We start from the raw sequence: 17,061 nt of genomic DNA on the forward strand, positions 1-17,061 counted from the left end.
AATCAGGAGCAAAACAATGGCTGAAGAAAATATTCTGCTGATCGAAAAGAAGAATGGTGTCGGAATCATCACTCTCAATCGACCAGACAAATTGAACGCATTTAACGACGAGTTGACCTTCTCTGTGCAAGACGCACTGAAGGAAATGGAGAAAGACGCCACGGTGCGGGCAATCGTAATCACCGGTGCAGGACGAGGATTCTGCTCTGGACAAGACCTGCAAAGCCGTAGCATCAGCCAGGACATGGGTCAGCGACCATCACTGGGTGATTCCATCCGTCGCCGTTACAATCCAATCATTTTGAAACTGCGAAAAATCGAGAAACCAGTAATCGCCGCCGTCAATGGTGTCGCCGCTGGTGCAGGCGCTAGCCTGGCATTTGCCTGCGACTTACGCATCGCGGCAGAAAATACAGTATTTATTCAGTCGTTCACGAAAGTCGGTCTCGTTCCAGACTCTGGTTCCACTTTCATGTTGCCTCGTTTGATTGGCGTAACCAGAGCCTTCGAACTAATGCTTTCAGCCGATAAACTCGATGCAGCTGAAGCGCTGCGCCTGGGTCTCGTAAACAAAGTAGTTCCTGCAGACAATTTGATGACAGAAGCAATTGCACTTGCAGAAAAGATTGCCGCCGGTCCCTCAAAGGCATTCGGTCTGACTAAGCGCGCAGTAAATCGTGCCATCTTTTCGGATCTTGAAGAACTGCTCGAATACGAAGCCAGCTTGCAAGAAATTGCAGGACGCAGCGACGACTTCGCTGAAGGCGTCAAAGCTTTCGTCGAGAAGCGCACGCCTGCCTATACTGGCAAATAAGCGCCCGTGATTCAAGCAAAAGAGGGGATGAGTTTTCACATCATCCCCTCTTTTCAATGATCATCATAAGATTGGCGCGGAACAATTCTCACACAATACGTCATTGAAACCATGAGCTTAAGTCTTACAACCAAAGCCATCCTGGGTGCTCTGACCACACCACTGTTCCTTGGCGTGCCTGTATTCCTTGCGGCGGGCACCCTGAATTTCTGGCAAGGCTGGGCATTCGTGACTGTATTCTGGGTGGCAACCGCTTTGCACACCGCGGATTTGATCAAAAACGATCCGGAACTGCTGAGAAGACGAATGAAAGCAGGTCCCCGAGCAGAGAAGCGCAGCGCCCAGAAACTGATCATGGTTCTTTTCGTAGGGTTTTTTGTCTTGCTCCCAATCGTTGGCGGTCTTGATCATCGCACAGGCTGGTCGCATATGCCGGTGTGGCTTGTAATTCTTGGAGACCTCCTGATTGCGCTGAGCTATTTACTCTTCCACTTTGTCTTCAGGCAAAACCGATTCGCTGCCGCGACTATTCAAGTCGAGCAAGATCAGAAAGTTGTATCAACCGGACTTTATGGAATCGTTCGCCACCCCATGTATTGCGGCGCCGTAACTTTATTAGTTGGAATGGCGCTGGCGCTGGCTTCCTATCCGGCTCTCGTGCTGGCCATTCTCGGTCTTCCGTCATTGCACTGGCGCATAGAGGACGAAGAGAAGTGTTTGATAGAAGAGCTTCCCGGCTACGATGAGTACCGAAAACAAGTACGCTGGCGGCTTATCCCGGGCTTGTACTGACCTGCCCGATGCAACATATCGCCACAGTGAACGCTGTCAAACTTTGCCCTGGCGTTCAGGCAGTCGTTGCGGATTGCATTCGTCGCAGTACAGGCAGCAGTTGGGCGGCGGACTGATATCGATCTCTCACTTCCATAGCCGTGCAGGACGTGACTATCTCAGCTACATCATCCGAGACTTCTGCATTCAAAGTTTTCGGGTTGGAGGTGGAAAGAGCTTCAGGCTCCTTACCCGTCAAACAGTAGTACATTGTGCAGCCGAGAGCGTAGATATCGCTCTGCACAACGGCTTTGCCGCGAAATTGCTCGGGGGCTATAAAGGACTGTTTGCCGACGAAAGTACCTGTCGCTTTACTTAAAAATTCATTCGATGCACCAAAATCGATGACCACAAGCGTGCCATCTTCTCGAAGAACAAGATTATCAGGGCTGAAATCACGATGCAGGATTGGTGGCTCTTGCTCGTGCAAATACTTCAGTATAGTCGCTGCCTGCACCGCCCATTCCAGCACTGTGGCTTCTTTCTGAGCGCCGTGTTGCTTGACGAATTGTCGCAGGTCCTGACCGTTGACATACTCCAACATCAGATAATTCCGACCTGACTCTCCGAAACTATCCAGCACTGAAACTACACCCGGATGAACCAACTTCATCAGAAACTTGGCCTCACGTTCAAACAGTTCTTTTGCCTTTTCGCTCACCTGCGTAGCTCCATCTTCAGGCAAGACAGCCTCTTTCAGAACGACCAGCTTAGAATCATCCAGCTGACACAAATAGACTGCAGCGAGCCCGCCCAGTGAAAGCTGCCGAACGACTTTCAGACTACCGTTCCGCAATACCTGCCCGGGAGCAAGCGGCATAAATGTGGTAGAGGAAAAGCGCCTGCGCAGCTCGTCTTCCCACATAGCGGTGTAGCTGAGGCTGCCCTCCTGAACTGTTTGAGTTTTAAATGTGTCTTGCAACAACTGCAAACTTGGATCGCGCTCACAATCAACGCCCCACATTTCTATCGCCAGCAACATCTGTTCGATCTCCCCAGGCTTCATGTTTCCCAGATCGAGCTTGAGAGGACGCCCACTGGCAAAATAGAAAACCAACTTCTTACCGGCGAGATCCGTTGAATCATTAGTCACAACATCGATTTTTCTAATGGCTGACCAGGGAACATACCTGTTACCCGGTCGTAAAAGAATGGGGAAGCGAATGCCGTTCTTATCCAGCAACAAACTATTGTTCGATAAAACTCGCATCGAAAGAAGGCAACAAACTGCAAGCGCGATGTAGGAGAGAGGAACTCCCAGCCAATTTATCATCGATGCATCCAACACATGCTGAATTAAAGCCGTAACGAGAGCAATCACACCAACGATGCCGATGAATGGTGCAACGATACCCCAGATAGGAAATGTCAACCGCAAAGCCGTCGATGCGGTCTTGATCACAGGTGATTCATAGCTTGTTGTTACAGTTAACTCGGCCATCAGGCATCTACCTTCAATGCTTCTTTCTCGACTATTTTTATCGTATGCACTGTTTCATCATCACTGTTCACAGGTCCAGTATCACTGTTCGTAGCTCCGATATCGCTACTGTTAGCCGGCCCAGAATCGTCACCGCTGACTGTTGCATCATCACTGCTCGCCGGTCCGGCAACATCACTACCAGATTGTGCCGCTGACTCCACAGGCGCCTTACCGAACGGCACCGAAAGCGCACTGACAATCTCATCCACGCTCTTATACCGGACGCCGCAATCAGCAGCGGTGCATCCCTGAATGACACTATCCATGGTTTCACTAACAGCAGGCTGTGTCTCGCGTACTCGCGACTGCGTAATCGGCTCAGGGTCCTGCCCCGTCAACATATAGAACAGAGTTGCACCCATGGCGTAGATATCACTTTGCGCAGTTGGTTTACCTCTAAATTGCTCAGCAGGCATGTATGCCTGTTTACCAACAACCAAGCCGGTTCCTTCTTCGTCATTCTGGGCAACGTTAAAGTCGATTAGCTTAAGCGTTCCGTCTTTCTGCAGAATCAAATTGTCAGGCGTGAAGTCTCGATGAATAATACCTTTGCTATGCAAATAATCGAGCACAGTACACATTTGAGCGGCGAGCTCTTTGACCTGGTCTTCAGGCATGGCACCGCGATCTTCGATGATCTGTCGCAACGATTTGCCGTCCACCCATTCGAGAACGAGATAACCCCGATGATCTTCTACAAAGTAGTCTAACAATTTGACGATGTGATTACTTTCCAGATCGCGCAGTATTCGAGCCTCTTGCTCGAAACGCTCAAGCGCCTGTTTACGAATTTCCGCCTCGACAAATACTGGAATAATCGTTTCTTTGAGCACCACAGGCGCTGTGGAATGCTGAGTGTCGCCCACGTGATGTGTGCAGAGGTAAGCCGCGCCCTGGCCTCCAACACCGATTCTACGTTGCACCTCAAACTGCCCGTTATGTAAAACTCGACCGGCCGAAAGCGGTTCCAAACTCTGACGCTCAGGTGGCGCCGCCAGAGATTGCAACCACAATTCCGTGTAGCTGTGCGCCTGCCGGGGCATCAGCGTCTCCATCAGAGCTGTATCCACAGCACAATGTGGTGCCCATCGTTCCAGGGCACGGCTGAATCGCGATCTATCTTCCGGTGTCAAGGCAGCCAACTCCAGATCCAACTTATTCTTTGAGGCACCACGCAGCTGAATAAGCCAGTGGTCAGGACCCGCAGAAATAGTCGGTTTAACAAGCGAAGCAGCAGAAATATTTTTCCAGCTAGCGGCACTGACCGGCAAATTGAATCTTCCCAACTTTAAGTTGAGCTGCGCTCCAGATGCGTCCATAACCAGACGATTAGGCTTCAGCAACAATTTCATCAACTGATAAAAAATAGGCGTCAGACAAACAAGCAAAACTAGCGCTACAGCAGGATTTGACACCATCGTCCAAAGGCTCGATATGCCATCACCGATATTTTTTCCGATCGCCGATTCCATTGCCACAATCGTGTTAATCAGTTGCTCCTGAAACATAATTGTCGATTCCGGCGAGTAGCTGCCCAGAGGCACGGAGTAAACTCCTTTCACCATCGCCAACCACAACGGTGTGGCAACCACAAAGGTCAGCGCCGGTCCGAGGCGAGACCAACTCTCTGCAGTCTCCATGAAAACCTTCTGTATATCCTTTAAAACGCGCCGAGAATAATATTTGATCTCAGTCCGATCGGCTTCTTCAAGAGCAGCTTTCCGCGCCAATTTCTTGCTTTTGCACAGCGTCGTAATTACAGGATCAATAGTGCAGTGCGGCACCCGATTTTCGATCAGATTGAGAAGCTTTTCAAAATCGTCATAGTGCAACCGGTTTAAATTGAGAGACAATTTGTTGCCGGCGCCGAAGTAGAGCAAAAGGGACGCAGGCGTAATACCATTCTGCGAATAAATCAGTCCGACAGAACGCAACTCAGCAAGTTTGTATTTGGAAAGACCGAGATGTATATAAGTGTCATCGATTCGAATTTTGCGACGTAAAAGGTCATCTATAAAGTAAATCAACCCGACAACCAGAATGACCGGATAGCCCAGCTGGAAAGCGAAGTTGCCCAGCCGGGAGAGAATCCAACCGGCCAGCGGAATCAGTAAGTAAAACCAAAACGGCAAAAGGAACAACGCTTTGGCCCACAAAGCGGTGGCACTCCAGCGGTCGCCGTAAAGGATGATTTTATCGTTTGCCAAACTATAACCCGGCCTCTGTCATTACTCTTTTGCCCGGATTTTTTGTTCAGAAAGCGGGACAAATATTAGAATCCAGGGTCTTTGTCGTTTATTGAAGGATCTTCTTTTGGCATCTCGCCGCCGTTAGTCTGCATGTCCTGCTGCTTGCGCATGAGCGGTGACGGCTTCACCTGATACGGCGCTTCGGCTGGAGCCACCATCTGCTCAAGCATTTCAACACGCTGCTTGGCTTTTGCGACCTTGATTTGATCGGTGGAATAGCGTGAGAACTCCTTATATTCCTTGATTGCTGATGAGATGTGCCGCTCGGCGTCAAACATCATGCCCAGCTGCAGATGAATGTCCGGCTCCGCCATGTTCAAGCTCAGCCCTTTATGCCAATTCTGAAGTGCGCCCTGATGATCGCCCTTAGCCAACAGGCAGATGCCCAGATCAAGGTAAAGATGTGGATAATTCATGCCTTTGAGCACTTTTTCGCTCTTGATCATGTCGCCAAACTGAGCGATTGCGCCAACCCAGTTCTTCTGCTTCATCATCAACTCAGCGTAAGCCATCCACGCATCTGTAAATGTCCAGGGTTTGTCGCCCAGCGCATATTCATACTGCAACTGAGCCTGCCAGGGACTGCCTTTAGCCTCGAAGACCCGGCCATAAAGGTAGTGTCCCCGCAAATTCTCCTCTGTATGGCTATCGGCATTCATCGCTTCCGAGCACTCAGCTTCAGCCTCATCAAGCCGTTTGTTGCGCAGATAGATTTCCGCAAGAAGAATGTGCGTTCTGAAAGCAGCTCCGGTGCTCTGCTCGATTGCCTTCTTTGCTGCTTCAATAGCCTTCAAGTCCTGATTTTTAGCCATGTAAGAAACGGCTAAATAATGGTATGAGTCAGGCGCATAATTATTTCTGGCAAAGTAGATCGACTGCAAGAAAGCGTCTATTGCTCCATCCCAGTCGCCTTTTTTGATGTACTCGAGCCCCAGGTCGTGGTTTTTGACCATGGGGTCTTCTGTGTTGGGCGCCTTCACTTTAGCGCTGCACGGGAGATGCACCGCTGCGGCGACAGTGAGTGACAAACTGAGCGAAATTAATGCGCTGGTAAGTTTTTTCAAACCCTATGCTCTATTGACCGACTATGCTCTTCTAATACACAAACCTGGAGACTCGGAAGGCTTACTCTTCAATGAGCTGCCGAAACTGAGCCTCGTCAATTATTGTTATACCAAGTTCTTGTGCCTTCGCAAGTTTTGAACCAGGGCTGGCGCCCACCAGCACGTAATCAGTTTTTTTGGAAACTGAGCTGGAAACCTTGCCGCCCCGGCGCTTGATCGCCTTTTCAGCAGTATCGCGATCCATAGTTTCAAGCGTGCCCGTGAGAACGAAACTTTTGCCCGCAAGTGTCTGTGCTAGAGGCGCAGTCTCTTCAGTTGCCAGAGTTTCGAGCGAAACGCCGACTTGTTTGAGTTCTTCGATTAACCTGGCTGTTTGCGGATGATGGAAAAATTCCACAACGCCCACTGAAATCGCCGGTCCGACGCCTTCGATACCGGCTATATCTTCAGCAGAGGCAGCCGCAAGCTTTTCCAGTGATTGATATTTTTCAGCCAGAACTTCAGCGCCTGATGTTCCAACATGTCGAATACCGAGAGCGAAAATCAAATTCGCTAACGGACGTGTTTTGGATGCAGCTATGGCTGACAAAATATTTTGCGCTGACTTCTTTGCCAGACGCGGAAGAGTCAACAATTGCTCCTCAGTCAGGCGATATAGATCGGAAACAGTTGATACCATGCCGTTTGAGACAAGCGTATCGATCAAAGACTCACCGACACCGTCTACGTCCATAGCATCGCGACTGACCCAGTGCTCGATACGACGGCGCACCTGCGAAGGGCAGCCGAAAGCGTTCGGACATCTGTAGACAACTTCGTTGCCGATGCGCTCCAGCGCAGTCGAGCAGACAGGGCAAACAGTAGGATAGACAAATTCGACTGAATCAGCCGGGCGTTTATCAACCTTTACGCTCAAAACTTCGGGAATTATCTCTCCCGCTTTGCGCACCACAACAGTATCTCCAACGCGGATATCCAGTCGGCGGATCTGCTCCGCGTTGTGGAGAGTGGCGCGCTTGACTGTGGTGCCGGCCAACTTAACCGGCTTGAGCCAGGCGACAGGAGTGACGGCACCAGTTCTACCAACATCGAAGTGAATCGCTTCGATTATCGTGTCTGCTTCCTCAGGCGGATATTTGAACGCCACTGCCCATCTAGGGCTATGCGCTGTCGCGCCGACCTGGTCCCAGAGAAATCGTTCGTTCAACTTAACGACGACACCATCGGTTTGATAATCCAGATCGTGTTTCTTATGATCCCAATCTTTGCAAAATTGCTTCACCGCATCGATCGAAGCCGCCAGATGACGGTTCGGCTCAACCGGCAAACCCAGCTCCTTGAGCAATTCCAAATTTTCAAAATGAGTGATCGGTTGCTTCACGTGCTCGTCAGTAATGTATATGAAGTAAGTCCACAAGCTCAGTTTGCGTTTAGCCGTCTTGCGCGGATCTTTCTGGCGCAGCGATCCACTGGCGGCATTACGGGGGTTAGCAAATGTCGGCTCACCTTCTTCTTCCAGACCCTCATTGAGGGCATTGAAGCTGGTTACGGGCATGAAAACTTCGCCCCGCACCTCGATTAACGACGGCATGTGCTCTTTTCCGTCAATTGTGACTGGTCGAAGCCGCTCCGGCAGAGCGGCAATTGTGCGCAAATTCAAAGTAACGTCTTCGCCGACTTCGCCATTACCCCTGGTGGCACCTTCGACCAGCACACCATCCTTATAAGTCAGCGCAATCGACAATCCATCTATCTTCAACTCGCAAACATATTTCAGATCGTGCCTGGCATTATCGAGGGCACGCACGAGACGCTCTTGCCAGCGATCGAGATCGTCGTAACTCATGGCGTTGGCAAGGCTGAGCATCGGAATGCGATGCTTAACAGATTTGAACTCAGTGCTCGGCGCAGCGCCTACTGTCTGCGTCGGGCTGCCAGGCAAACGAAGCTCTGGAAACTGATGTTCCAGAGCCTCCAGCTCATGAAAAAGCTTGTCGAAATCGTTGTCCGATATTTCGGGACGATCCAAAACGTAATAACAGAATCGATGATGCTCGACTACGCGAGTCAAGTCTTCAATACGTTTTCTGGCTTCTTCAGCGCTGACTGTCTGCTGGTCTGTGGTCATTTGTTAGTTGCATCCTTGTGGAGGGTCCACTGCGTGCGAACTGCTCAATCCAATGCGGGTCTCAGGGCCTGCTGCATGCCAATTGCTTAATCCAATCCTTCGCGCGAAAGAATTACGCAATCGCCCTGAGCAGTGCCGGAGCAAATCGCTGCGGCACCGAATTTAGCACCACGTCTCTTCATCTCCTTTGCAAGAGTGAGCAGAATACGAGCACCACTTGCACCGATCGGATGACCGAGCGCAATAGCGCCACCATTGACGTTGACCTTCTCTGGATCTACGCCGAGCATCTGAATTGATTTGAGCGCTACAGAAGCAAATGCTTCGTTGATTTCAATCAATTCGAGCTGATCGACAGTCATTCCAGCTTTCTTCAGAGCCTTCTCCATTGCCAGAGCAGGAACGGTGGCAAGATATGGAACATCCTGACCAATCGATGCATGGGCGACGATTTTGGCCAGCGGTTTGACATTCATCTCTTTTGCTTTAGAAGGGCTCATCAGAAGCAAAACAGCAGCACCATCATTGACGCCAGGAGCATTACCGGCGGTGATAGATCCTTCTTTGACAAAAACAGGTTTCAAGTTCTTCAAGGCATCAATGGTGGTATCAGCACGAGGTGCCTCATCTTTATCAATTGCTTTGGTTTGACCTTTGCCTTGAGGCACTTCTATCGGAAGAATTTCTTCAGCAAACTTGCCTGACTCTTGCGCCTTGATAGCCCGCAGGTGACTTCTCAGTGCCCACTGGTCCTGATCTCCTCGTGAGATTTTGAACTCTTGAGCTACGTTCGAGCCATGCACAGCCATGTGCACGTTGGCGACCGGGCACTCTAGACCGTCTTGCAACATGGCGTCTTTGAAGTCAACATGCCCCATGCGCTTGCCGAAGCGAGCCGCATTGGCATCTACAAGATAGGGAGCCTGACTCATCGATTCCATTCCGCCTGCGACGATGATGTCGCCCTCGCCGGAACGAATGCGCATGTCGCCGATGGTGACGGCGCGCATACCCGACGCGCAGACTTTGTTGACTGTTGTAGATTCACACGTGACCGGCAAGCCAGCTTTCAACAGAGCTTGACGAGAAGGAATCTGCCCGCAACCGGCTTGCACAACCTGACCCAGTATCACCTCATCAACCCGCTCTCCAGGCACTTTGTACTTTTCAAGCAAAGCTTTAATCAACGGTGCCGCCAGGTCTGGAGCAGCCACGGCTTTGAAATTGCCGCCCATTTTTCCGAACGGTGACCGCAGCCCATCGACGATAACGGTTTGGGAATCCTTATCAACCATCTCTTGAAACTCCTTGTCTTCCAAACGCACCAAACAATGCGCCTGTGCCGGTTCATACAGGTTCATACTAACGCCGAAAACGCCAAAATCACGCGGTCATCACCATTTATTCGCCTTTGCGAATTTCCAAGTACTGCTTTTCTTCACTCCGATGGCAGGAGTTATCAGACGTCTCGAACAGTGCGGATTTTCAGTCATTAAAGGGAACAGTATGATTAGGCAACTCCTGGTATTGGGTTAATGACTAAATCTTTTGGCACTCCCGGGCGAAAGCCCAGCCGACCAGTGAATCGGGGCTCGAAGCCCGACCGCACAACTGTGCCCGGAAACGGGCAAGACCCTGACCAGCTGCCCCAAACGAACGCACCGCAGGCGAACCTGCCATCCTGGGCTAATCGCAGCGCCCCGCCTCCGCGCCAGCAGGCAAGCGATGAAGAGGGCGAGTACATCGAAGCAAAGAAACCGGACGCCAATAAGCGTATAGTGGCGCTTCTTTTCGACTTTGCGGCAGCCTATCTGGTGGGCGTCATCGTCGCCATGATTCCCTTCGTGAACCGATTCGTGCCGTTGCAAATAGTGCTGGTCGCAGTTTTGCTCGGTCGAGACTTCCTCTTCGGGGGGCGTGGCATCGGCAAAAATCTCATGGGGCTGCGCGTCGTCGATGCACAGACCGGCGAGCCGCCAACCATACTGCAATCTGTACTTCGCAACATCATCCTCATGGCGCCCTTTGTGGTTCTACAGACCGTGCCGCTCCTGCTCAAGTTCAGCCCTTTCACCTGGTTTAATGAAGCGGTGATGAGTCTCATTAACATAGTCGGCATGATTTATGTTGCTATCGTGTTACCGCTTGAAAGCTACCGCGCATACAGTAGAGAAGACGGTTTGCGAATAGGTGACGAGCTTGCGGGCACAACCATTGTTGATTCCACTATGGACTTTAGCAACCCGTTTAACCGCTGAAGTTGCTAACATTATCCAGGTCGAAGTACTCTGGATTCAGAGCCCAGGGAAACAACCCTGGATTCAGATTCCAAGGAACCAGCTCCCAGGGACGCAACCTGTCTCGCTGAGAATATCGCTATGACGCAAAAAGTCGCATATCTATGGGGACCAATCTCCAGCTTCTCCGGTCCACTTGCCGCCTGGCTCGTGACAAAAGGCTGGCACGTGCGGGTAGCCACCAAGTCGTCGCTCAATTTGCTGAGCCTGTCGCCCCTCGACTTGCATTCTTCGGCGCTGGCGCTGCTCGAACAAGCGATGGGCGGTCGTGAAAGATTTAGGACATTCAAAGACCGCTTACGGTTGGTCGACGAAGCCGAAGCACTGAAAGGCACCAAATATGATGCCGTCATTTTCTGCGGATTGCCACCAAACTTCGATGAAGCGCGAGCGCCGCGAGCACCATGGGCGGCGGCACGACTGCCCGCCATTTCCAAAGCCTTGAAGGGTGTGCCTATATTCATCGTCTCTTCCATCTGGGCTGGTATTCAGCAAGACCGTGTCGTTCCGGAAGAATTTGAATTCGAGCGCCGCAAAGCACCAACGCACTGGGAGAGTCTCTGCCAGCATTACGAAGACAAGCTGCTGGATGGATTGTCGTCGCTGGAAGCGCCCTGGTATCTCGTGCGCATTCCGATGATTTCTGGTGCCTCCGAAACAGGTGAATCACTGAACTTCAGCGGACCCAATGCACTCTTCAAAGAGCTCGCGCAGGCGGCACAGAACCGCTCGGGAACCAACTTACGTCTGTCATACAATCCTGACTCGACGATGTGGTTCTTACCCGTCGACGAAGCCGTCTACATGTTCTGGCGGTACCTCGAAGACGAATTGCGCCCGCGCATCTGCAACATGGTATCAACGCAGGCTACTCTGAACCGAGAGTGGATGCACTATTTGAGCAGCGCGCTGAAACTGAACGAGATTACCCCCAGCGAACATGACTCGCTAAATCTGCCCAGCATTATGCGAAAAATGTTGCTTGATGACGTGCAAATCAAAACGCGCAACTTGTTTGAAGTAGCCGGACGATATCACCTTCCGCCACTGCGGTTGAACGAAGACTACTTCCAGAAGGTCCTGGCGCGTGGCATCGAAAGTCGATGGGGCGGACCGAACGTCTCGAAAGGAAAGCAATCGATTGGTTTACCTGACCGATTGACCCAATATTATTTCGAAGAGTTTGTCCCATCCAAATTCAAAGAAGACGACAATCTCAAGAAGGCGCTCACGCCGGGCAGCAGTGTTGGTTTCTTACTCAAAGGCGCAAATGGTCTTGGTTGGGTGGTCACATCCCAAAGTGGCAGCGGTCATGTCGAGAAATTCGACCCGGCCGGCCCACGACCGGAAATATGTTTTCACTTCAGCGGTCGCACCATGACGCTGTTGATCCAGAGCAAACTGCCGTTGCATCGCGCCGTCTTGCTTCGCGAAGTGCAGGTGGAAGGACCACTTTTGCAAGCACTGAAGGTGACTAAAATCATCGAGCAGTTCTTGAAAGATCATCCGATTGATTCGAACGAATTGAGCACGCTGGCTACTGAGCAGACGGTTAGTAGTCACTAGGTGCGGTGCGCCCGGGGACGGGCGCGTTCCTTGGCACCCGGGACAGGTGCGCTCCATGGCGGGCGCTTTCCTTGGCACGGGACAGGTGCGCTCCATGGCGGGCGTGGTTGTGACTAGCGCGGTTGTGACTGGCGCGGTTACGTTGTTATTTGGCGGTCGCTTGTTTTAGTTCGGTCTGCGTTTTTATGGCAGCTAGCAAGTTGACCATTTCAATTGCGGCAATCGCGGCATCGTTCCCTTTGTTGCCAGCTTTGGTACCGGCTCTCTCGATGGCTTGCTCAATCGTGTCAGTAGTGAGTACGCCGTAGATCGTCGGCACGTTCGTTTCGCTGCTCACAGCGGCAATGCCGGCGGCATTGTTACCCGAGACATAATCGAAGTGTGCTGTCGCACCACGGATGACTGCACCCAGACAGATGACGGCGTCGAATCTGCCGCTCTGTGCAGCCGTCTTTGCGACGAGAGGAATTTCGAAGGCACCAGGGCACCACATGATTTCAATAGAGCGATCCTCCGCTCCGTGCTGACGCAAAGTGCCGAGAGCACCTTCAAGCAAACGCGAGGTGATGAAATCATTGAATCGGCTGACGACGATTCCGAAGCGGAGTCCAGTGGCTATCAATCTTCCTTCGATTACCTTTGGACCGGAGCTATTTTCTGACATGACACATCCTCTCTAGTGTTGTTCGATTTCAGTTGATTTCGTGCAGTTGAATTTCGTTATTTCGTGGCGTAGTTTCTAAATTTTATGACTTGACTTGTTGAGAAGCTTCGAGGTCTTCCAGCCAGTGCCCCATCTTCTCTTTCTTCGTGAGCAGGTAGTTCAAGTTATGGCTATTGCAGGCAGGCGGCATGGTGACTCGATCGGTGACGACCAGACCATATCCTTCCAGTCCAATAATTTTGCGCGGATTATTCGTGATGATTCGCACTGAAGTCAGACCCAAATCGCAAAGTATTTGAGCACCAACTCCGTAGTCGCGAAGGTCCGGCTTGAATCCAAGCATCTCATTGGCTTGCACAGTGTCCTTGCCTGTATCCTGCAGTGCATAAGCTTTGATCTTATTCAGAAGCCCTATGCCGCGTCCTTCCTGACGCAAATAGACCAGAACTCCAGCATCTTCTTTCGCAATCATCGCCATAGCAGCTTCAAGCTGCGGTCCACAATCGCAACGCAAGCTGGCGAACACATCACCCGTCAAACACTCGCTGTGCACGCGAATCAAAACGTTTTCTTTGCCTTCTAAATCGCCTTTGACGAAAGCAACGTGGTCGATTTGATCGATGGTGTTTCGATAAGCATACAACTTGAAATCGCCATAGGCTGATGGGAAATCAGCGACAGCTTCACGCACCACGAAACGCTCACGAGTCAGCCTGTACGCAATTAACTGTGCAATGTTGATGAATTTCAGATTGTGCTTTTTAGCGAATTTATCAAGCTCAGGAACACGAGCCATGGTGCCGTCTGAGTTGAGAATTTCGCAAATCACACCAGCCGGTGTCAAACCTGCCAATCGAGCCAGGTCAACCGCAGCTTCCGTATGACCGGCACGCTGCAGCACGCCGCCAGGCTTGGCAATCAAAGGAGAAATATGACCGGGCCGGCGCAAATCGTCCGGCTTACAATTTGGATCTGCAACCACACGAACAGTGGTGGCACGATCGTAAGTGCTGATTCCAGTCGTAACACCGAATCTGGTATCAGCATCCACGGTAATGGTGAAGGCAGTATTCTGCGACTCGGTGTTGTTTTCCACCATCATCGGGAGCTGAAGCTTCTCAGCTTTCTCCGGAGTGATAGCGAGGCACACCCATCCACGCGCCTCAGTGACCATGAAATTGATCATCTCGGGCGTGACCAGTTCAGCGGCGCCGATCAGGTCGCCTTCATTCTCCCGCCCCTCATCGTCTGCCACGACAACAAATCGTCCAGCTCGAATCTCTTCGATAGCCTCTTCGACTGTACAGAAAATTCTCTCGAAATCAGCTTCGCTGTGCTTGCCGTTGCCATTTTTGCCGCTTGGCACTTTCTTATCTTCCATACCATTCTGCGCTAGGTGTCGACGCGTATAGTCTATCTTTGCTAGCTCAAGAACGGCGTTTTTACCGGACTTTGTTAAGGTTTTTGAGCACCGGCGGCAAAAGGAAGCTTTTCCGGGTCGAGACCGAGACTCGGAGCCAGCCAGCGCGCGACATAGCGAGCAACGATGTCTGTTTCGATATTGACCTGACTGCCCACAGTTAACTGCCCGAAGGTTGTAACGGTCAGTGTGTGGGGGATCAGCGCCACGCGAAATACAAACTTTTCTTTACTATCTTGTGGGAAATCCACTACCGTGAGCGACACGCCATTAATCGCCACAGAACCTTTTTCGACAAAGAACGGCGCCAGTTCAGGCTCAAGTTCAAATGACAGGACGGAAGAGAAGCCTTCTTTTTCAATTTTGACGATGGTCGCGACGGCATCGACGTGCCCGCTGACCAGGTGACCGCCCAATCGGTCAGAGAATTTGAGAGCGCGTTCGAGATTGACCGGGCTTCCTTCGGTCATAGAACCGAGGTTCGTGCGGCGCAAAGTCTCCCAGACAGCCTCAACTGCGAACGATTCCTGGTCAAAGTCAACGACGGTCAGACAGGTTCCGTTGCAGCTGACAGAGTCACCCAGCTTGACGTCGCGCGTCACTTCAGGCGCCAGAATCTGCAAACGACGACCGTCCGCGCTATCTGTCACCTTCACAACTTTGCCGACTTCTTCAATAATTCCTGAAAACAATTAGCAGCCCACCCTAACGAGGAACGACCTATCGACAGTGCGTTCTCTGCGACCGCCAAATCAACGGTCAGCGCCACGCAGCCCTAGTCTAAACCCTTTCGCCTATTTTTTTCCGATACGCGAACCCAAAGATTGCAATTGGTTCACTCAAGCTTGCGAGAATCGAACAGCGATAGCACCACATACGACACCGCGACAGATTGCCGACGCAGTTAAACAGTCAGCTATTCAAGAGTCGACTTTTCGATCATCTCAATATTGCGTGCCACTTCCGACAAGCTCATTGGGCTCGTGTCGTCGGCAGCCAATCGGAAAGCCCGAGGCTTGCGCGCACCGCCCTCTGATTGCGGCTCGGACGAGCGAGCGAAATCTCGCCAGTTTGAATGTCCGGCGATGTGCTCGACATCAATATCTTTGCCAGCGGCCGGCAAGGTCTCAACGAAACCGTCAAGGTTAGTTACTTTCCACGGACCAGGTGAGCGGTAGCTAAAACTCTTTCCGTCAGCGCCGACGGCTTCCCAGGTGCGATCCGCGTTGAAAGTAACAGTCTGACCGGGAACAGCAGGGTCTTCATAGACCCACTGTTTAGCGATGGGAGTTTGATCCGCGTGCATTTGAGTGACTTCCTTTACCGCTAAGTCTTTTCCACCGACATTCATTGTTACCGGCTTGCTGAAAGAGAGATAGTTGAATTCATTTCGCGCAAGCGACGAACCATCGGGGTAATTGATTTCCCACGGTCCTTTTGTGTTACGGTCGTAGACTTTTCCGTCAGCAGTTTTGATCTGCCAGTCCATAGATGGAGCGGCGCCCTCATGCGCCTTAGCGGGTCTTGTATAGACCGTTTCGTCGCCCTTATTTGGAATATCCTTGTATGTCCATTGCTGAGCGCCATCTTCCAACGTTTTCGCTTCCGGTTTATAGGAAGGCTTCGGCGGTAATTCCGGTTTGACCGGCGCGGCATCGGGTTTAACTTCGACGTCAGGTTTCGGCGCAGCAGCTTCTGCCTTTATTTCCGCCGGACGCAGCTTGCCGCCGAGCAGAGCATTGCCTACAGCCCAACCCAGACCCGTATTGGCGCTGTCCGGCGCGCTCAGAGGTTTACCGTTCAAAAGGTTGTCTGTCGTGTAATAAACGCTACCTCCCAGATAACCTGCGGCAGCGTTGCCGGCCATGTTCTCCGCAGTCAAGGACGGAAAGCGGGACGTCACAACCTCACTGACTCGCTTCGCATCACGACCAATCGATTCAGCGGCAGTGCGACCGAAGTCATTGACCCAGGTTGGTGTATAAGCAGAGAGCCTGCTTGCAGCATCACCGGTGTAGCGGTCAACAGTCTTGGCTATGGCGCCTTCGGGGACACGTCCCAGAAAGCGTGCAGAACCATCGAGCGCCATAAAGCCCGCGCCCTCAGCCAACCCATGAGCGAATCTGTTGCCTACACCTTCGCCTTGCTGAGTCGGATTAAGTGCAAACCCGTCCGCAAAGCCAGTTGCGCCCGACGTCGTCAAACTGCGCGTCAAACTTCCCTCAGCCATCAACGACTTTGCCTGCGTCGCTTCACCTAGTGCGCCCACTCCTTTGCCGACATAACGAGATAAAAGGACGAGGTCGGCTAGTGTTCCGGCTGCGTAACCGGCAACCTGCGCCCCCTTCATTACCCCCGTCAATTCCCTCTCTGGAGTCATGTGCACATCAGCGCCTGCCAGCTGAGCCACGCCTACAAAAGGTCTTACGACCCCGGCTTTCCAGGCAGATGAGGCGAACTCGCCGATCACATCTGAGACACCTGCGGAACTTTTGGCTTCAATTGGTTGGGCAGTTACAGCTTCTAGTTTTGACATGAGCTCTCC

Annotated in this window: 13 protein-coding genes; 4 read left to right on the forward strand and 9 right to left on the reverse strand. The window is 51.7% G+C overall.

Annotation, left to right across the window (positions count from 1 at the left end; genetic code table 11):
* The first annotated feature begins 16 nt into the window (after positions 1-16).
* Both EKK48_01120 and EKK48_01125 read left to right on the forward strand, forming a co-directional pair.
* Positions 17-814: a 2-(1,2-epoxy-1,2-dihydrophenyl)acetyl-CoA isomerase gene (locus EKK48_01120; protein RTL45971.1), complete on the forward strand. Its 798-nt coding sequence runs from the start codon at positions 17-19 to the stop codon at positions 812-814.
* Between the two features lie 111 nt (positions 815-925).
* Positions 926-1,606, forward strand: a complete 681-nt coding sequence (locus EKK48_01125; GenBank protein RTL45972.1) for an isoprenylcysteine carboxylmethyltransferase family protein — start codon at positions 926-928, stop codon at positions 1,604-1,606.
* A gap of 55 nt (positions 1,607-1,661) precedes the next feature.
* Here the strand turns inward: EKK48_01125 and EKK48_01130 are convergent, their stop codons facing one another.
* The 5 genes from EKK48_01130 to EKK48_01150 form a co-directional block, all read right to left on the reverse strand.
* Positions 1,662-3,086: a serine/threonine protein kinase gene (locus EKK48_01130; GenBank protein RTL45973.1), complete on the reverse strand. Its 1,425-nt coding sequence runs from the start codon at positions 3,084-3,086 to the stop codon at positions 1,662-1,664.
* A complete protein-coding gene (locus EKK48_01135; GenBank protein ID RTL45974.1) occupies positions 3,086-5,335 on the reverse strand; it encodes a serine/threonine protein kinase in 2,250 nt (749 codons plus the stop codon). Before EKK48_01135 ends, EKK48_01130 begins: the two co-directional genes overlap by 1 nt.
* A 65-nt stretch (positions 5,336-5,400) precedes the next feature.
* Entirely contained in the window at positions 5,401-6,441 is a 1,041-nt protein-coding gene (locus EKK48_01140; protein ID RTL45975.1) for a tetratricopeptide repeat protein, read from the reverse strand.
* 61 nt (positions 6,442-6,502) lie between these two features.
* On the reverse strand, positions 6,503-8,569 hold the full coding sequence (gene ligA, locus EKK48_01145; protein RTL45976.1) for an NAD-dependent DNA ligase LigA: 2,067 nt from the start codon (positions 8,567-8,569) through the stop codon (positions 6,503-6,505).
* An 86-nt stretch (positions 8,570-8,655) separates the two neighbouring features.
* Entirely contained in the window at positions 8,656-9,864 is a 1,209-nt protein-coding gene (locus EKK48_01150) for an acetyl-CoA C-acetyltransferase (GenBank protein ID RTL46243.1), read from the reverse strand.
* 240 nt (positions 9,865-10,104) lie between these two features.
* Here EKK48_01150 and EKK48_01155 point away from each other — a divergent pair, with 240 nt between their 5' ends.
* The gene (locus tag EKK48_01155) at positions 10,105-10,827 is read left to right on the forward strand and encodes an RDD family protein (GenBank protein RTL45977.1); all 723 of its coding nucleotides are present in this window, start codon (positions 10,105-10,107) and stop codon (positions 10,825-10,827) included.
* Positions 10,828-10,947: 120 nt separating this feature from the next.
* On the forward strand, positions 10,948-12,432 hold the full coding sequence (locus tag EKK48_01160; GenBank protein ID RTL45978.1) for a hypothetical protein: 1,485 nt from the start codon (positions 10,948-10,950) through the stop codon (positions 12,430-12,432).
* 145 nt (positions 12,433-12,577) lie between these two features.
* On the opposite strand, the gene EKK48_01165 is transcribed toward EKK48_01160, so the two are convergent.
* The 4 genes from EKK48_01165 to EKK48_01180 form a co-directional block, all read right to left on the reverse strand.
* On the reverse strand, positions 12,578-13,096 hold the full coding sequence (locus tag EKK48_01165) for a 6,7-dimethyl-8-ribityllumazine synthase (protein RTL45979.1): 519 nt from the start codon (positions 13,094-13,096) through the stop codon (positions 12,578-12,580).
* 82 nt (positions 13,097-13,178) lie between these two features.
* Positions 13,179-14,408, reverse strand: a complete 1,230-nt coding sequence (locus tag EKK48_01170; GenBank protein ID RTL46244.1) for a bifunctional 3,4-dihydroxy-2-butanone-4-phosphate synthase/GTP cyclohydrolase II — start codon at positions 14,406-14,408, stop codon at positions 13,179-13,181.
* A 143-nt stretch (positions 14,409-14,551) separates the two neighbouring features.
* Positions 14,552-15,208: a riboflavin synthase gene (locus tag EKK48_01175; GenBank protein RTL45980.1), complete on the reverse strand. Its 657-nt coding sequence runs from the start codon at positions 15,206-15,208 to the stop codon at positions 14,552-14,554.
* 224 nt (positions 15,209-15,432) lie between these two features.
* Positions 15,433-17,052, reverse strand: a complete 1,620-nt coding sequence (locus EKK48_01180; GenBank protein RTL45981.1) for a hypothetical protein — start codon at positions 17,050-17,052, stop codon at positions 15,433-15,435.
* Positions 17,053-17,061 lie beyond the last annotated feature (9 nt).

Source organism: Candidatus Melainabacteria bacterium, assembly GCA_003963305.1.
In the GTDB taxonomy this organism is placed as follows: Bacteria; Cyanobacteriota; Vampirovibrionia; order Obscuribacterales; family Obscuribacteraceae; genus PALSA-1081.

Coding starts and splice junctions, on each gene's coding strand:
- EKK48_01160 (RTL45978.1), top strand. CDS start 10,948: ATGACGCAAAAAGTCGCATATCTATGGGGACCAATCTCCAGCTTCTCC.
- EKK48_01165 (RTL45979.1), bottom strand. CDS start 13,096: ATGTCAGAAAATAGCTCCGGTCCAAAGGTAATCGAAGGAAGATTGATA.
- EKK48_01125 (RTL45972.1), top strand. CDS start 926: ATGAGCTTAAGTCTTACAACCAAAGCCATCCTGGGTGCTCTGACCACA.
- EKK48_01120 (RTL45971.1), top strand. CDS start 17: ATGGCTGAAGAAAATATTCTGCTGATCGAAAAGAAGAATGGTGTCGGA.
- EKK48_01150 (RTL46243.1), bottom strand. CDS start 9,864: ATGGTTGATAAGGATTCCCAAACCGTTATCGTCGATGGGCTGCGGTCA.
- ligA (RTL45976.1), bottom strand. CDS start 8,569: ATGACCACAGACCAGCAGACAGTCAGCGCTGAAGAAGCCAGAAAACGT.
- EKK48_01155 (RTL45977.1), top strand. CDS start 10,105: ATGACTAAATCTTTTGGCACTCCCGGGCGAAAGCCCAGCCGACCAGTG.
- EKK48_01130 (RTL45973.1), bottom strand. CDS start 3,086: ATGGCCGAGTTAACTGTAACAACAAGCTATGAATCACCTGTGATCAAG.
- EKK48_01180 (RTL45981.1), bottom strand. CDS start 17,052: ATGTCAAAACTAGAAGCTGTAACTGCCCAACCAATTGAAGCCAAAAGT.